Below are 16,265 nucleotides of genomic sequence, written 5' to 3' on the forward strand. Positions count from 1 at the left end.
AGGACGGCCATGGTCTGCGGTCCGGGGCCGCTCCGGGGTGAGATCGACACCGGTTCATGTTCATGATGCTGGTTCACAAGGCCAGCCGAAGAGTCTTGCCGGTTGACCGAACGGGCCCTATGGTCTCCATCCAGAAAGCGCTTTCTCCAGCGTCATGCGCCACCAGCCCCCCATGTCATGAAGGCGGGCTGTCGCACACCCATGCGTCACTGCACCCCACGGTGAACCTCGGTGAATTCAGGAGACGAGATGACAAGACCTGTCGCACTGCGCCTCTCCGCGGCATCGGCCGCGATGGCCCTGGCGGCCGCGGCCGCCGTGACCCTGTCGACGCCGGAGGCCTCGGCCGCGACCGCCAGCGTCACCGGCTATGCCACCCAGAACGGCGGGACCACGGGCGGAGCCGGCGGACAGCGGGTCCGCGCGACCACGGGCACCCAGATCCACGCGGCCCTCTGCGGCCGGGCCGACAGCAGCACGCCGATCACCATCGAGGTCGAGGGGACCATCAACCACGGCAACACCTCGAAGGTGTCGGGAGACAGCTGCAACACGGCCGCCGGTGTCATCGAGCTGAAGCAGATCAGCAACGTCACCCTCGTCGGCGTCGGCAACGGTGCCGTCTTCGACCAACTGGGCATCCACATACGCGAATCGAGAAACATCATCATCCAGAACGTGACCGTCCGGAACGTGAAGAAGTCGGGCTCACCCACGTCCAACGGCGGTGACGCGATCGGCATGGAGAGGAGCGTCCGCAATGTGTGGGTCGACCACGCCACCCTGGAGGCGTCGGGAGGCGAGTCGGAGGGCTACGACGGCCTGTTCGACATGAAGGACAACACGCAGTACGTGACGCTGTCGTACAGCGTGCTGCGCAACTCCGGCCGAGGCGGTCTCATCGGATCCAGCGAGAGCGATCTGTCCAACGGCTACGTCACGTTCCACCACAACCGCTACGAGAACATCGACTCCCGCGCCCCACTCCTGCGCGGCGGGACAGCCCACGTCTACAACAACCACTACGTGCGCCTGAACGAGTCCGGCATCAACTCACGGGCCGGGGCCAAGGCGAAGGTCGACAACAACTACTTCGAGGACTCCAAGGACGTCCTCGGCACGTTCTACACGGACGAGCGTGGCTACTGGCAGGTCAGCGGCAATGTCTTCGACAACGTCACCTGGTCCGCCCCCGGCACCGACAACTACCCCGCGGGCCCGAACCCGCAGTCCAACACCACGGTGAGCATCCCCTATCCCTACACGCTCGACGCAGCATCGTGCGTCCCCGACGTCGTGAGCCGGACGGCGGGCGCGGGCACCGGGCTCCAGGTGTCCGACGGCAACTGCACCAGCTAGGGAGCATCCGCGGCGGCTCACGTCCGGAGGGCAACGATCGGGCCGGCTCGGCAGTCGTAGCGAGTGACGCGCTTGCGTCGCTGTAGCTCTCCGGGAGGGTTCATGAGCCGCAATGCCGCACCGCTCGGCGACAGATCGAGCGGCGGGCACCAGACCGCTGCGCCCGCCGCGGGCGCAAGTGCCGCGCAGGGCAGGCCCGTCGGTCGCGCGACAAGCCGCGGCGTCGTGCTGGGGGCCGCCGTCGTACTGATGGCGGGGATCGGTGCCCCGGCCGATGCCGCGACCGGCGAACCGGTCGTCAGCGGGGCCACCGTCAACTCCGGACATGACGTCATCGTGGGTGTCACGCACGACATGGTGTTCCCGGTCAGGGTCAGCGGATCGGACGACTCCGGTCTGTCCTTCGTCGATGTGGATCTGAAGGGACCGCACGGCGGCTTCTACACCACCGACGCGTTCTGCGAGACCGCGACGGCCTGCACGACCGTGTTCACCGTCAACGCCCACCCCGCCCCGGGCAGCGACGATCCGGTGGACCTGGCCAACGCCAACGCGGGCACCTGGTCCGTCGACGCCCTGGCCGACGCCAACGACGGCGCGTCCGTCTTCGCCCCCGGCGTGGGATCGTTCAGCCTCAAGCGTGCGGCGCAGCTCACGGTCAACGCGTCACCGGAGCCGGTGACCAAGGGCGCGCGTATCACCGTCACCGGCAAGCTCGTGCGGGCCAACTGGGACACCTATCGTTATGCGGGATACGCGGGTCAGAGCGTGAAGCTGCAGTTCCGCCCGAAGGACAGCAGCACCTACACGACGGTGGTCTCGGTGAAGACCAGCAGCACGGGCACGTTGTTCACCCCGGTCAAGGCGGTCAAGGACGGCTACTGGCGGTGGTACTTCCCCGGCACGACCACCACGGGTCCGGCCAAGGCCACCGGTGACTACGTCGACGTACGCCCCTGACGTCCGTCAGGCGGACCCGAGCTCGCGCTCGAAGCGGTCGGTGGTCCGCTCGGCGCGTCGGGAGCGGGTGAGGGCTCGCCGGCCGAGGGCCACGGCAAGCAACCCCAGCGGGATGGCGAAGACGGCCCCCACCATCCCGTTGCCGGTGCCGGGACCTCCACTGGAGGTGGCCAGATGCAACACCGCGAGGGCCGTGCCGAGCAGCCCCACGGCCATGGCCGACATGGCGCCGGTGCGCGCGTTTCCGGTACTGATGCGGCCGGCGACGCGGGCCAGGGCCAGCCCGCCGATGACCACGCCGATCAGCCCCACCCCGAGGGCCAGGTTGGCCCCGGTCCGCCCGTCGCCGATGATCCCGCCCTCGGCGGCCACCATCAGGACATCTGCTGCACTCATGAGACTCTCCTCCTGCTCGTCGTGAGGCGAATTCGAGGTTCCGCCCGACTTGAGCGTGCCTGCCGACCGGGCTACCGGTCGTCCGGCGAGTGCGGTCTCTTCGGGCTGCCGCAGGCAGGGCAGTCGACTGCCGCGGACGCGGCAGGTGGCGGGCAGATACCGCGCCCGCGGTAGTCGCCTGTCGTCCGCGGGCGGGACTCGTCCGCGGCGTGGCCCGGCTACTGTGCGCTCATGGACACCACGCGTCTTCGTGTCCCGGCCGGTGCCATGGACTGGGCGGTCGCCGTCAGCGTGGCGGCACTGCTGCTGAGCACCGGGCTGTCCGGGCCGCACCCCGACGGGGGCCGCGCGCTGCTCGGCGGCGTGCTCCTGGCGGCGGGAGGTCTGGCACTGGTCGCGCGCCGCAGGGCTCCGATCGCCGTGCTGGCCGTCACCGGCCTGTGCGCGGTGGGGTACGAGGCAGCCGGATTCGAAGTGCTCGCCGTCTCGTACCTGGTAGCGGTCTACGGCGCCGTACGGGCAGGGCACCGTGTCCTCACGGCGGCGGTGTCCGTGGCCCTGCTCGTCGTCCTCCCTCTCATCGCCCTGGCTTTCCGCGACGGGCCCGCGCGCGACGCGTTCGCGCAGGCCCGGAACGTACTCGAAATCGCCTGGCTGATCGCCGCGTTCGCCGCCGGGGAGGCCCTAAGGCAGGCAGAGCGGCGGGCGGAGGAAGCCGAGCGCACCCGGGAGGAGACCGCGCGGCGCCGCGCCGACGAGGAGCGGCTCCACATCGCGCGGGAGCTGCACGATTCCCTGACCCACCAGATCTCGATCATCAAGGTGCAGTCCGAGGTCGCCGTCCATGTGGCGCACCGGCGCGGCGAGCAGGTCCCCGAGGCACTGCTGGCGATCCAGGCGGCCGGCCGGGAGGCGACCCGAGAGCTGCGTGCGACCCTGGAGGCCCTCCGCGACGACGACACCGCCCCGCCGCAGAGCCTGGAACACGTAGCGGAACTCGTGGAGCGCGCCCGTTCGATGGGCCTGGACGCGACGCTGACGATCGAAGGGCAACGGCACGACGTGCCGGCCGCGGTGGGCCGTACCGCCTACCGGATCGTCCAGGAGGCGCTGACCAACACCGCCCGGCACGCCGGCGCCAGAACCGCGACGGTCCGGATCAGCTACCGGCCCGACGCGCTGTCCGTCCAGGTCGACGACGACGGCAAGGCCACCCCCGACGACGCCCCGGCCCCCGGCCTCGGGCTGCTCGGCATGCGCGAACGCGTCACCGCACTCGGCGGCCGGCTGCGCGCCGAACCGTGCGCCGGGCACGGCTTCACCGTCCGGGCAGAACTCCCCGTGGAACGAGCATCATGATCCGTGTCCTGCTGGTCGACGACCAGCCACTCATCCGCAGCGGCTTCCGCGCCCTGCTCGACCTCGAGGACGACATCCAGATCGTGGCCGAAGCCCCCGATGGCGAGGAAGGTCTGGCGCTCGCCCAGGAGCATCTGCCCGACGTCGCGCTCATCGACATCCGGATGCCGGTGATGGACGGCATCGAGGCGACCCGGCGCATCGCCGCGGACCCTGCGCTGGCCGGCGTGCACGTGGTCATCCTCACCAACTACGGCATGGACGAGTACGTCTTCGAGGCCCTGCGCGCCGGCGCCGCCGGGTTCCTGGTCAAGGACATCGTGCCGGAAGACCTCCTGCACGCCGTACGGGTCGCCGCCCGAGGCGACGCCCTGCTCGCCCCGTCCCTCACCCGCAAACTGATCCAGCGGTACGTCGACCAGCCCCTCCCCACCGCGACCGACGGCGTACTGGCGGAGCTGACCGGACGTGAACGCGAAGCCGTCGCCCTGGTGGCGCAGGGCCTGTCCAACGACCAGATCGCCGACCGCATGGTGATCAGCCCGATGACCGCCAAGACCCACGTCAACCGGGCGATGACCAAACTCCGTACCCGCGACCGCGCCCAACTCGTGGTCCTCGCCTACGAGACCGGCCTGGTCGTCCCGAACGGCCGCTGACTCCTGGGCAGCGGCGCTGAGCGGCGCCGGTCAGGGCCGGTGGGCGGGCTGGAACAGCTCGATGAGGTTGTCCGCCGGGTCGGCCAGCAGGATCTGCCGTCCGCCGGGACCGGAAACGACCTCACTGCGGAAGGTGAGACCGGCGTCGCGCAGCCGAGCGATCTCGGCGTCGAGGTCGTCGAAGGTCAGGTGGATGCGGTTGCCGCCCGGGAGAGCCGCCTCCTTCGGGGTGGCCCGGGCACCCGAACTCGCCGGGCCCGACAGCAGCAGCCGTAGCCGGCCACGGAGCACGTCGGCGAAGGCCGGGGCGGCGCTGGAGTGCAGCGTGAACCCGAGGTGGGTGGTGTAGAAGTCGGTGGCGGCCTGTACGTCATCGACGAGGTAACGGACGCTGACGTATTCGTCGTGAGCGGTCATGGCTCGGACCTCGCAAGGGTCTCGGGGATGTTCAGGACCGGAATCAGATACCTGATGCGCGTGTCTATGTCTGCCGCCGCGTGCTGAAAGGCGGCGTAGCCGGCCTGGCCGGTGCCATCTGCCGCGCCCGGGTCGGCCATGCTCCAGTGGACCTGCCGCGTGCCCAACCTCGGACAGTCCTCGCGGGCCTTGTCGCACAAGGTGATCACGTGGTCGAAACGGCGGCCGGCCAAGGCGTCCACGTGTCGGGTGCGGGTTCGCCCACCGGAGAGGTCGATGCCGTACGACTCGCTCAGCACCCTGACCGCATCGGGGTGCAGGTGCGGCTTGGGCCTGGTGCCCGCACTGGCCGTCGTCACGCGGCCGGCGGTGTGGTGGCGCAGCAGGGCTGCGGCGATCGGCGAGCGGGCGCTGTTGCCGGTGCAGACGAAGAGCACCGCCACCCGGGGAGATCGTGCTCCGGCGACCGGTCGACGGGGGAGTGCGGTGTCCTGGCGCAACGCCGGATGCAGGGCGGCACCACTGGCGGCCAGCGCGTCGGCGCAACGGTCCAGGTCGAGGCGGTAGTAGCTGTCCCGGCCGTCGAAGCTGCTGCGCCTGGCCACGACCAGCCCGCCGTCGCGCAGCAGCCGCAAGTGGTACGACACCAGGTTCTGTGGCTCGCCGACACGTTCCACCAGTTCACGGACCCGATGGTCGCCTTCGGCGAGTGCCGTCAGCAGCCGCCAGCGCAGCGGATGAGCAGCGAGCCGGAGGAACTGGGGCGGCTCGACGGTCACGTCCTGGGGAGGGGATCCCATGTGTCGAAGATAAATCAAATGGGGTTGATGTATCAACGGAGGCTGCGTGACACGGACGGAGGGCTCATGACGGAGGGCTCATGACGTAGATCACGTCAAGATGCGGCCCGATCTTGGAATGCGCGGTCTCCCTTCGCTGCTGCACTGTTGATGGGCTCGCCCTGTGTGGGGGTGCGCTGGGCAACGGTGCTCGACGCGGCCGGCCGAGGTGGGTGTTCCCCCGACCTCGGCCTTCTCTGCTCCCTCGTCCCCGGACCGCTGTCTTTCGAAAGGTTCTCCCGCACCATGCCTCTGGCTCTGTTGGCCCTGGCTGTCGTCGCCTTCGGCATCGGCACGACCGAGTTCGCCACCATGGGGCTGCTGCCCCAGATCGCCGACGGGATCGGAGTGTCGGTGCCGCAGGCCGGCAACCTCGTGTCGGCCTACGCGCTCGGTGTCGTCGTCGGTGCCCCTGTGCTGACCGGCATCGGTGCCCGCGTACCGCACAAGAAGCTGCTGCTGCTGTTGTCCGGACTGTTCGTCATCGGCAACATCGCCTCCGCGTTCGCCCCGAACTTCGGCCTGCTGTTCGCCGCGCGCTTCCTGGCGGGGCTGCCGCACGGTGCGCTGTTCGGCGTCGGCGCCGTCGTCGCGTCCCGACTGGTCGCACCCGACCGGGCCGCGCGTGCCGTGTCGATGATGTTCCTCGGCCTGACGGTCGCGAACATCGTCGGCGTCCCGGCCGGCACCGCGCTCGGCCAGCAACTGGGCTGGCGGTCCGCCTATGTCGCCGTCGCGGTCATCGGGCTCATCGCGCTCGCCGCACTGGCCGCCTTCGTCCCGCACCAGCCCCGCGGTCAGCAGGCCGGCATCCGCCACGAGGTGCGGGCCATGAAGAACCGGCAGGTCGCGATCGGCCTGGCCACGGCCGTGGTCGGGTTCGGCGGCTTCTTCGCCGTCTACAGCTACCTCGTGCCGATGCTGACGAACCTGACGGGCATCTCCGACACCTCCACCACCCTGGTCCTCGCGCTGTACGGCGTGGGCATGACGGCCGGCACGCTGATCGCCGGCCCCCTCACCGACCGCGCCCTGCGCCCGACTCTCTACGCGGGACTCGCCCTGCTCGCGGCCGGGCTGGTGACGTTCTACTTCACCGTCCACAGCACCGCTGCGGCCCTGGTCACGATCGCCTTCATCGGCGCGATGGGTGCCCTCATCACCACCCCCGTCCAGATGCTGCTGATGGCGAAGGCCAAGAACGCTCCGACGATGGCCGCGGCCTCCAACCACTCCGCCTTCAACATGGCCAACGCCGGCGGCGCCTGGCTCGGCGGCCTGGCCATCTCCGCGGGCTGGGGCTGGGCCTCACCGAACCTCGTCGGCGCCGCCCTCGCCGTGGCAGGCCTCGGCCTGGCCTTCATGGGCGGTCTCATGGACCGGGGTGGCCGAGGCTCCGAGAGCTCCGAAGTGATCACGTCGTCCGCTGCGGAAACACTGGCGGAGCCGACGCACACCACTTCGGCGACCTGAAGCGGAAGGTGGCCTGTGCGAGACGCACAGGCCACCGGATCGATCATGCTCATCTGCGGTTGTCCATCACCAGGTAGTTGTCCTTCACCAGGTCATGCAGCGGGGAAGTTGTCCGGCGACATGATCCGCTCGCGGATCCAGACTCCGGCGGGCTTCAGCGGTGACGTGCCGGTCCAGGGGCCGGACCTGTCGCAGGTTCCGGTCTTGAAGACCGCGCCGGAGCGGTTGTCGTCGGAGAAGTTCCAGTTCGTCCAGCTGATCTTCTTGGCGGCCATGAGGTCGAGGTAGCGCTGCGACATGGCGAAGTCGTTGCTGCCCTCGCCGGCGTAGTTCTGGGTGCCGAACTCGGTGACGAACACCGGGAGCCTGTCGGCGGCCCGGGAGAGCGTCGCCAGGTACTCGTCGCGGTGCGAGTACGCGTAGAAGTGGATGGTGTACATGATGTTGGACGCCCTGACCGGGTTGTTCACCACCTCCGACTCGTCGGAGCCCTCGGAAACACCGAACGAGGACCACGCGCGTGTTCCGACCAGCACCGGAGCATCGGAGTCGATGGTGCGGATGGTCGGGATGATCTGCTCCGCGTAGCTCTTGATCCGCGACCAGCTCACCCCGCTGGGCTCGTTCGCGATCTCGTAGAGGACGTTGTTCTTGTCCTTGTTGCGGTTGGCGATGTCGGTGAAGAACTGGCGGGCCTTGCTCAGGTTGGCGTGGGGGTCGCCGGGGGTGAGCATGTGCCAGTCGACGATCACATACATGCCGCGGTCGGTCGCCTGCTGGATGAGGGAGTTCGCGAGGTTGGTGAAGTGCTGGGGGTTCGTCTCGTAGCCGCCCTCCTGGACGTACGTCGAGACGCGCAGGACGTCGGCCTTCCAGTCGGTGGCCAGGGCGTTGAGTGAACCGCTGGTCAGACAGTGCGGGTACCACTGGGTGCCATGGGTGCTCATGCCCCGTAACTGGATGGGGTTTCCGCGGCTGTTGCACAGCTTGGTGCCACAGACCTTGAGCTGTCCGTTGGTGGAGACCGGCGTGGCGGCCGCGGCACGCCGGCCGGTGGCGGCGGCGTGGGCCGACCCGGTCGGGATGACGCTGAGGAGGAGCAGCAGGACGCTGCCGAGCACGGCGGCTACGACCCCCTGCCGCAGCGATGGAAGAGTTGCCCTCATATGAACCTCGTTCATGTGAGTGATTGATAGGAAACTTTCCTAATGGAGGAAAGCAGAGCCTATCCAGGGCGACAAGGGGCTGGTTGACATCCACACCTGCTCAGGCATTCACAGGTGGCGGTCACATACGTGATCGAGGTGTGTCACGGAGTCACCGAACGAACCCCCGTGTTCCCACGTGCTCCCACGTGTTCCGCTGTGTCCTCTGGCCAACGCGCGTAGACCGCAGGCACGATGCTTCCTGCACCGCCTGCACAACTGCCCCACAGCAACCGTGGCCCACCGCAGGAAGGTCCCCCGCATGAAGGTCACCAAGGCCTTGAAGCTCCGCTCGGTCCTGACCGCACTCGCCCTCGTCATCGCCCCCGGCGCCGTCGTCATCGGCACCGCCGGTGAAGCGTTCGCCGTCACCAAGATCAGCCACGCCACCGCGACGTCCATGTTCCAGCAGGTCGGCATCACCTGGTCGTCGTCCGGCAACTGCTCCAACCGCAACAACGCCACCTGCACGTCGTTCGAGCAGCTCAACCTGGCCACCGCCCAAGGCGCACAGACCCTCAAGCGCGCCAGCGGCTGTGCCCTGAACATCACGGGCGGCACCGAGACCGGACACGCCTCCGGCACGTACTCGCACTGGAACGGCTACAAGCTCGACTACGGCAAGTACACCTGTCTCGGGAACTACATCAAGAACAACTTCACCTACATCGGCCTGCGCGGCGACGGGGCTCCGCAGTGGCGTTCCGGCTCGGGCAACGTCTACGCCGACGAGGGCAACCACTGGGACGTCCTCTACTACAACTGCGGCGGCTGCTGAACCCCCACTCAGTACGGCACCGAGAAGCCTAGGGTCGTCCGGCTGCCCTCCTGGGGCCGCCGGACGACCTGTCTCTGTTCTGTCCGCCTCTCAGAAGCGGGTGCCTAGGAGCGCTCCGCAGCCGTCAAGGCCTCCAGAGCGCCGGCCTGCGTGCGCCAGTCCGTCGGGTTGGGTGGGGTGCCGGACCAGCGCTGGCCGAGGCGGTTCAGGGAGTCGCGGTCGTTGGCCCAGATCGCATCGGCCTGTCTGTCGGCGTACGCCCGGTGGACGGCGGATCCGGTGGCGTCCGCCAGGTCCGCCAGGTTGCGCATGAAGATGCCCTTGAACTGCTTCTGGTTGTCGTCGCAGGAGTTCATCGCGAGGTCGCACGACTCGGTCAGGATGCCGTCGCGGGTGAGCGCCGGCGAGGAGAGCGCGGCGTCGGCGAGGCGCGTGGCCGTGTCCAGGTTGCGGCCGTTCCCGGTGGACCGCCACAGCTGGGTGAAGGCACCGATGGCCAGACCCTGGTTGTAACTCCAGACCGTCTGGCCGTTGTTGGCGCAGCCCGTGGTCAGTCCGTCGTTGACCAGACCCGCCGAGTTGATCATGCCGCTGGCGAGATACCAGTCCGCCGCCGTCGCCGCCCGGCTGCCCCACTTGGTGTCGCCGCCGACGCGCGGTGGCGCCGCGGTCCCAGGACCGGTCGAGCCAGACCGAGTCACCGCGCACGCCGTTGTCGATGCTCGCCCAGGCCATGTTGTCCGGGTCGGAGACGTGCAGTCGCAGGACGCGACCGTTGATGTTCCTGTCCGGCACGGGGAAGGTGTCCTGCTGTGCCTTCGCCGGGTCCAGCGTGTCGCAGGCCAGCGCGCAGACCGCCGGCGCCGCGTGGGAGGGGGTGGGCAGGGCTACCAGTCCGGCCAGGGCGAGGGCCAGGACCACGAGACCGGTCCATGTGCGATGTCTCCGTGCTGACATGACGACGTACCGCCCTTTCTCCGTCAGGGTCGGTCGGCAGGGGAGAGCCGAGGGTGCTTCGACGGGACGCTGTGGCTACGGCGCCGCGTTGAGCAGGTCGAGGGCACTTTGCTGCCGCGCCGCGTCCACCTTGTCGATCGGACCCGACCAGCGCAGTCCGTACTGATCGAGGGCGTTGCGGTCGCTCGCGTGGGCACGGTCCGCCTGGCGTTGCAGATAGGCGGTGTAGGCGTGATCCGGCAGCGCGGCGTTGAGTTTGCCCAGACCGCGCACGTGCGCGCCCTTGAAGGACGGCCCGTCGGCACCGCAGTCGCCGCCCTCGCACGGGTCGCGCAGGATGCCCTCGCTGGTGTGGAGCGAGGAAGCCGTGGTCGCGGCGTCGGCGATCTGCCGCGCACGGGTGAGCAGTGCGCCGTCACCCGTGGCCCGGTGCAGCTCGGTGAGGGCGCCGAGCAGGACCCCCTGGTTGTACGACCAGACCGGCTGGCCGTTGTTGCGGCAAGTGCCCAGGTCGATACCGTCGTTGACGAGATTCGAGCCGTTGATCATGCCGGTGCCCTGGAACCAGGACCACCCGGCACGGGCCCGCTCCCGATACGTCGAGTCCCCCGGGATGCGGTTGTGCAGGGCCGCGTTGAGCTGGATGTAGAGGGAGTTGGCGATGGCGTTCTTGTAGGTCTTCGCCGTGCTCCACCACACTCCGCCGCCGCAGGTGCCGTCCCAGTACCCCGCCATGTGGTCGGCGTCGGCGCGGGCGGTGTTCAGGTAGCGGCTGTCGCCGGTCAGGTCGTACGCGGCGACCCAGGCCAGCCCCCACCAACCGGTGTCGTCGATGTAGTCGTTGCGGAACTGTCCGCCCTGCGCGTTGAGATTCAGGTCGTACGTGCGCGAGATCGCGTACGAGTAACTGCCCATCCCCGACACGCGGATGTTGTCGATGACGGCGTTGAGGGCGTTCGCGGAGTTCCACCAGCCGGTGGTGTCGAAGAGGCCGGTCGAGTTGTTGTAGAGGCTCATCAACCCGGTGGCCGCCGCGGTGCGTCGGTCGCCGGCGTTCCAGGTGGTGCGGGCCCACGGGGTGCAGGCGATCTCGGCGCGATCGCCCGCTTTGCCGCAGGCACGCAGCGCGCCGACACCGCGGTTGTTCCAGTCGTCCACGTTGTACATGAGCGTGCGCCAGCCGCGTTGCCCCGAGGGCACGGTGGTGTTTCCGAGCTTGCTTCCGGAGCTCCAGGAGCGGCCGCCGTCGAAGGAGCGGTCGAGCCACACCTCGTCGCCCGGATCGCCGTTGGCGACGGACGCCCAGCCCATCGCGTCGGCGTCGTCGAAGTGCAGCACGATCGACCGTCCGTGGACGGTGGCCGTGACCGGGGTGCGGTCGCCGGGGGAGAGGGCGGGGTCGCGGGCGTCGCAGTACCTGTTGCAGATGGTCGCCGCGGTGGTGACGGTGCCGGCGGCGGACGCCGGTGGCGAGGCGACACCCGCGAGGAGCACGAGGGCGATCGCTGCGGCCGACCGTCCGATGGTGGTGGGGGGACTCGGTCTGCGGAATCTTCGTGCGGGAGCCATGGGGCCTCCCTGTCAGGGCAACGCCCCCAAGCTCCGCCAAGGGCATGCGACGCCGGTCGAGGCGACAGCCCGGGGACTTGCTGTGAGTGAAAGAGAGCGCTCTCGGAAGGTAATGACGGGACGACGGGGCGTCAATGGTGCTGGGAGTGAGAGGTATCCAACTGGGGGCAGGGGAGGGCGAGTTCGGGGGTATTGGTGCGTGAAGGGTTTACAGCTTCATTCCATCGATGTAAAAGACTCCTACCGAAGTCCTGCGCCCGACCGAGGGGCTGCGTGTCGCTCGACAACGTTGTCTCTCGACTGCCGGCCCCCGATCCCCGACGGAGGTCCTCATGACTGCCAGATCGACCGGGTTCGTCGCCAAGCGCTGGGCCGCGCTGCTGACCGGCGGCCTCCTGGCGATGCTTACGCCCACTCCCGCCACGGCGCTCCCCGAGTACTCGACCGCCGAGGCGGGGAACCCCTTCGTCGACGGCTGGTACGCGGACCCCGACATCGCGATCTACGACGGCAAGTACTGGGTCTTCCCCACGGCGTCGAAGGCATACGCCGAACAGACCTACCTCGACGCCTTCTCCTCGACCGACCTGATCCACTGGACCAAGCACAGCAACGTCCTGACGACGGCGAACGTCTCCTGGGCGAAGTATGCGGTGTGGGCGCCGGCCCCGGTCGAACGGGACGGCAAGTACTACCTCTACTTCGCCGCGAACGACATCCAGGACAACTCCCAGCTCGGCGGCATCGGCGTGGCCGTGGCCGACCGTCCCGAGGGGCCCTACAAGGACGCCCTCGGCAAGCCGCTGATCTCGCAGTTCCACAACGGGGCCCAGCCCATCGACCAGGACGTCTTCATCGACGACGACGGTCAGGCGTACATGTACTACGGAGGCTGGCACCACGCCAACGTCGTCAAGCTCAACCCGGACATGACCAGCCTGGGCACCTTCGGCGACGGCAGTACCTACAGGGAGATCACCCCGGAGAACTACACCGAGGGTTCCTACATGTTCAAGCGGAACGGCAAGTACTACCTGATGTGGTCGGAGGGCGGCTGGACCGGCCCCGACTACTCGGTGTCGTACGCCATGTCCGACTCGCCGACAGGGCCCTTCCGGAAGATCGACAAGGTGCTCGCCCAGGACCCGGCGGTCGCCAAGGGCTCGGGCCACAACTCCGTCGTCAACGTGCCGGGCACCGACACCTGGTACATCGTCTACCACCGCCGTCCCCTCAGCGAGAGCGACGGCAACCACCGCCAACTGGCCTACGACCGCATGTACTTCAACCCCGACGGCACCATCCGGCGCATCGCGATGCGGGTGAAGGACAACTTCGCCGACGGCAACGCCCTGGGCTGGAAGACGTACGGCGGGACATGGTCGGTCACCGGCGGGCGATACCGCGTGGGGCGGGACCAGGGAGCCAAGGCGCTCCTCGACACCAACTTCGCGGACTTCACCTACGACGCCGACGTCAGGGTGACGTCCGGTGGCGGGGACGCCGGGCTCATGTTCCGGGTGAGCAGGCCCACGGTCGGCACGGACGGCTACTCGGGTTACTACGCGGGCATCAGCCCGAGCGGCAAGGTGGTCCTGGGCCGGGCGAACGGCTCCTGGACCGAGCTGGGGGCCGCCCGGACACCCGTCGCGCCGGGCTCGACGCACCGTCTCCGCGTCACGGCCGTCGGCGCATCGGTCAAGGTGTTCGTCGACGACATGACGACACCGAAGATCTCCGTCAGCGACGGCACCTTCCCGAGCGGCGCGAACGGCGTCCGCGTCTTCAACGCCGCAGCATCCTTCGGCAATGTGGCCATTGGTCCCGCCCGGTGAGGTGACTGATGCGGGCGGGGCAGCGACGCTCCTTTGAGGGACTCCGAGCTGGGGTCGAGTTCGGCGCCCTCGCCGGAGCGGGGCCTGCAGGCGTAGGTCGGCGGAATCGGAGGCCCGGTCATCCGGCCGGCTTCGACAGTCCGGCCTGCGTGGCCAGCACTTGTCGGCGGGCTTGGTCGACCGCCTGGGTCAGGGCTGCGATGTCGTACGCGCCCTTGTGGCGCCGGCCGTTGATGAAGAACGTCGGTGTACCCGACACACCGCTCAAGTCCGCCGAGTCGACGTCCTCCGCGACGCGGCGCGCGCCCCGGCCCTGCTCCAGGTCGTCCCGGAACCGTGCCATGTCCAGACCGAGTTCCTCCGCGTACCGCAGCAGGTCCTCGGCGCCGAGGGCGTCCTGCCGCGCGAACAGCAGATCGTGCATCTCCCAGAACTTCCCCTGTCGCGCGGCCGCTTCCGATGCTTCCGCCGCCAGCTCCGCGTAGGGGTGCACATCCGGCAGCGGCAGGTGCCGCCACACAAAGCGGACGTCGGAGTCGTGGCCCAGCAGTTCCCGTACGGCCGGCTCGGCCTGCCCGCAGTACGGGCACTCGAAATCGCCGTACTCAACCACCGTGACGGCCGCCTTCTCCGGCCCGCGGATCCGGTCGTGACGGACATCGACGGCCACCGCCAGATCCGTCAACGTGTCGGTCGTGCCCAGCAGAGCCCGTGCCCTGCGGGCCTCCGGCAGCAGTCTGATGACGCCCGAGACCGCCCAGCTGAGCACGAACGCGGCGACCAAGGTGGCGAGGACCCCGATGCGCGCCTGATCGAGTTCCTCGCCCTCGAAGGCGTGGGAGGCGATCAACAAGGAGACGGTGAACGCCGCCCCGGCGATGGCCCCACCGGCGGTGACCGAACCCCACCCCACGTTGGGGCGCAGACGGCCGCCCGTCAGCACCTGCGCGCCCGCCATGGAACCCAGGATCCCGATCACCTTGCCCGCCACGCAGCCGCACAGAATGCCCAACGTGATGGGCGAGGTGAACGCTGCTTCGAGCTTGGCCCCACTCAGCTCGATACCGGCGTTCGCCAGCGCGAACAGTGGCACGATGCCGTAGCTCACCCAGGGCAGAAACTTCTGCTCCAGTCGCTCATTGGGGGAGATGGCCGCGAAGAGCCCCTGGACCGCGGAGCGCTGCAACTCCGGAGTGGGCTGCTCGCGGAAGAGACGGAACAGTTGGCTCGCCCGCTCCAGCGCGCCCCGCGGCGCCGGGTAGGCGACGACAAGGGCTCCGACCGCCAGACCCGTCACCACGGGATCGACCCCGGCCTCATACAGCGCGACCCACACCACCACGGACAGCACGGCGCAATAGGCGCCTTTGCGGATGCCCGCCAACCGCAGCACGGCGATGAGCAGCAGCCCACCCAGCGCCACCAGGAGGGCCGGCACATGGATGCCCTCGCTGTAGAAGACCGCGATCACCAGCAGCGCGAGCAGATCGTCGACCACGGAGATCGACAGCATGAAAGCGCGCAGGGACGCGGGCAGCCGTGAGCCGAACACGGCCAGAATGCCCAGGGCGAAGGCAGTGTCGGTCGACATCGCCGTACCCCAGCCGTGCACCGAATCATGACCGGCGTTGATCGCGATGTAGATCGCCGCGGGTACGACCATGCTGCCGAGGCCGGCCACGGCGCTGAGCAGCACCCAGCGGCGATCCCGCAATTCCCCCATGTCGAACTCGCGACGCGCCTCCAGACCGACCACGAAGAAGAACAGACTCATCAACCCCGCGTTGATCCACTCATGCAGATCCAGGGAGAGATGGTGGGCGTCGAAGCCGATGGTGAAGTGCGCTCCCCACACCGCTTCGTAGGAGTCCGCACCTACGTTGGCCCACAGCAGAGCCGCAGCCACAGCTGTCAGCAACAGGGCGGCACTGCCCGTCTCGGTCTGTACGAACGTCCGCCAGCGCGCCCGGGTCTGGCTGGACAGCGTCTGACTTGCCTCGCCGGCGTAGTCGCTGCTCACACGGCTCATTATCTCCACGGGCCCCGTGAGAGGCCTGCGGATCGCGGGTGCTCTCGGCCTCCCGTCGATACGGGACAGGCCTAGTTCTTGAGGAGGGCCGCTTCGTCGTCGGTGAGCCGGTCGAAGCAGACGTCCTCCGTGGCCAGGGCGGTGGACCGGCTCCAGGTTGCGAGGGTGGTGTGTCGCGCGTGGAGGGTCCAGCCCCGCTTCGTGTAGGTGGCCAGGAAGTACGTGCCGTCGTCGCCGAGTGACTTCTCCTTGGCGGAGCCGGCTTTCTTCCAGCCGTGTGCCACCAGGTCCGAGAGGACGGCATCCAGCTGCTGCCGCGACCGGTCCGGGCCGGATGTGGACGAGGAGGCGTCCACGGGTTTGTGTGACCACGAGACCGTGCAGGGGGACAGGCGCGCGGTGAGGGCGTTGAGCTTTCGCTCCTTCCCCG

The 16,265-nt window shown here is 68.9% G+C and carries 14 protein-coding genes and 1 pseudogene; 7 read left to right on the top strand and 8 right to left on the bottom strand.

Going from position 1 to position 16,265, the window contains the following annotated elements; genetic code table 11:
• Positions 1–249: 249 nt before the first annotated feature.
• Both ACFPQ9_RS22825 and ACFPQ9_RS22830 read left to right on the top strand, forming a co-directional pair.
• Positions 250–1,353, top strand: a pseudogene (locus ACFPQ9_RS22825) (pectate lyase family protein); the annotation flags it as partial.
• Positions 1,354–1,461: 108 nt separating this feature from the next.
• Positions 1,462–2,319, top strand: a complete 858-nt coding sequence (locus ACFPQ9_RS22830; RefSeq protein WP_380856123.1) for a calcium-binding protein — start codon at positions 1,462–1,464, stop codon at positions 2,317–2,319.
• A gap of 6 nt (positions 2,320–2,325) precedes the next feature.
• Here ACFPQ9_RS22830 and ACFPQ9_RS22835 read toward each other — a convergent pair whose 3' ends face one another.
• Entirely contained in the window at positions 2,326–2,715 is a 390-nt protein-coding gene (locus tag ACFPQ9_RS22835) for a DUF6223 family protein (protein ID WP_380856126.1), read from the bottom strand.
• Between the two features lie 231 nt (positions 2,716–2,946).
• On the opposite strand from ACFPQ9_RS22835, the gene ACFPQ9_RS22840 reads away from it, so the two are divergent.
• Together ACFPQ9_RS22840 and ACFPQ9_RS22845 are read left to right on the top strand one after the other, a co-directional pair.
• Positions 2,947–4,074, top strand: coding sequence for a sensor histidine kinase (locus ACFPQ9_RS22840; protein WP_380856129.1), 1,128 nt, complete (start codon positions 2,947–2,949; stop codon positions 4,072–4,074).
• Complete coding sequence (locus ACFPQ9_RS22845) at positions 4,071–4,733, top strand: response regulator (RefSeq protein WP_380856132.1); 663 nt, start codon at positions 4,071–4,073, stop codon at positions 4,731–4,733. The genes ACFPQ9_RS22840 and ACFPQ9_RS22845 overlap by 4 nt, the downstream gene beginning before the upstream one ends.
• A gap of 30 nt (positions 4,734–4,763) precedes the next feature.
• Here ACFPQ9_RS22845 and ACFPQ9_RS22850 read toward each other — a convergent pair whose 3' ends face one another.
• Positions 4,764–5,150 carry a VOC family protein gene (locus ACFPQ9_RS22850; protein ID WP_380856135.1) on the bottom strand — a complete coding sequence of 129 codons (387 nt, stop codon included), beginning with the start codon at positions 5,148–5,150 and terminating at the stop codon, positions 4,764–4,766.
• A complete protein-coding gene (locus tag ACFPQ9_RS22855) occupies positions 5,147–5,950 on the bottom strand; it encodes a metalloregulator ArsR/SmtB family transcription factor (protein ID WP_380856138.1) in 804 nt (267 codons plus the stop codon). Before ACFPQ9_RS22855 ends, ACFPQ9_RS22850 begins: the two co-directional genes overlap by 4 nt.
• Before the next feature lie 285 nt (positions 5,951–6,235).
• On the opposite strand from ACFPQ9_RS22855, the gene ACFPQ9_RS22860 reads away from it, so the two are divergent.
• Positions 6,236–7,462 carry an MFS transporter gene (locus ACFPQ9_RS22860; RefSeq protein WP_380856141.1) on the top strand — a complete coding sequence of 409 codons (1,227 nt, stop codon included), beginning with the start codon at positions 6,236–6,238 and terminating at the stop codon, positions 7,460–7,462.
• 92 nt (positions 7,463–7,554) lie between these two features.
• Here the strand turns inward: ACFPQ9_RS22860 and ACFPQ9_RS22865 are convergent, their stop codons facing one another.
• Positions 7,555–8,628 (bottom strand): glycoside hydrolase family 5 protein, encoded by a 1,074-nt coding sequence (locus ACFPQ9_RS22865; RefSeq protein ID WP_380856144.1) that lies wholly within the window; start codon positions 8,626–8,628, stop codon positions 7,555–7,557.
• Between the two features lie 301 nt (positions 8,629–8,929).
• Between ACFPQ9_RS22865 and ACFPQ9_RS22870 the strand changes: the two genes are divergently transcribed.
• Entirely contained in the window at positions 8,930–9,445 is a 516-nt protein-coding gene (locus tag ACFPQ9_RS22870; RefSeq protein WP_380856146.1) for a hypothetical protein, read from the top strand.
• A 104-nt stretch (positions 9,446–9,549) separates the two neighbouring features.
• On the opposite strand, the gene ACFPQ9_RS22875 is transcribed toward ACFPQ9_RS22870, so the two are convergent.
• Both ACFPQ9_RS22875 and ACFPQ9_RS22880 read right to left on the bottom strand, forming a co-directional pair.
• Entirely contained in the window at positions 9,550–10,146 is a 597-nt protein-coding gene (locus ACFPQ9_RS22875; protein WP_380856149.1) for a glycoside hydrolase family 76 protein, read from the bottom strand.
• A gap of 331 nt (positions 10,147–10,477) precedes the next feature.
• A complete protein-coding gene (locus ACFPQ9_RS22880) occupies positions 10,478–11,971 on the bottom strand; it encodes a glycoside hydrolase family 76 protein (RefSeq protein WP_380856152.1) in 1,494 nt (497 codons plus the stop codon).
• Between the two features lie 332 nt (positions 11,972–12,303).
• Between ACFPQ9_RS22880 and ACFPQ9_RS22885 the strand changes: the two genes are divergently transcribed.
• Positions 12,304–13,806, top strand: a complete 1,503-nt coding sequence (locus tag ACFPQ9_RS22885) for a family 43 glycosylhydrolase (protein WP_380856155.1) — start codon at positions 12,304–12,306, stop codon at positions 13,804–13,806.
• 118 nt (positions 13,807–13,924) lie between these two features.
• Here ACFPQ9_RS22885 and ACFPQ9_RS22890 read toward each other — a convergent pair whose 3' ends face one another.
• Both ACFPQ9_RS22890 and ACFPQ9_RS22895 read right to left on the bottom strand, forming a co-directional pair.
• A complete protein-coding gene (locus ACFPQ9_RS22890; protein ID WP_380856158.1) occupies positions 13,925–15,835 on the bottom strand; it encodes a Na+/H+ antiporter NhaA in 1,911 nt (636 codons plus the stop codon).
• 71 nt (positions 15,836–15,906) lie between these two features.
• On the bottom strand, positions 15,907–16,191 hold the full coding sequence (locus tag ACFPQ9_RS22895) for a hypothetical protein (protein WP_380856161.1): 285 nt from the start codon (positions 16,189–16,191) through the stop codon (positions 15,907–15,909).
• Positions 16,192–16,265 lie beyond the last annotated feature (74 nt).

Source organism: Streptomyces coerulescens, assembly GCF_042657965.1.
Classification (GTDB): Bacteria; Actinomycetota; Actinomycetes; order Streptomycetales; family Streptomycetaceae; genus Streptomyces; species Streptomyces coerulescens.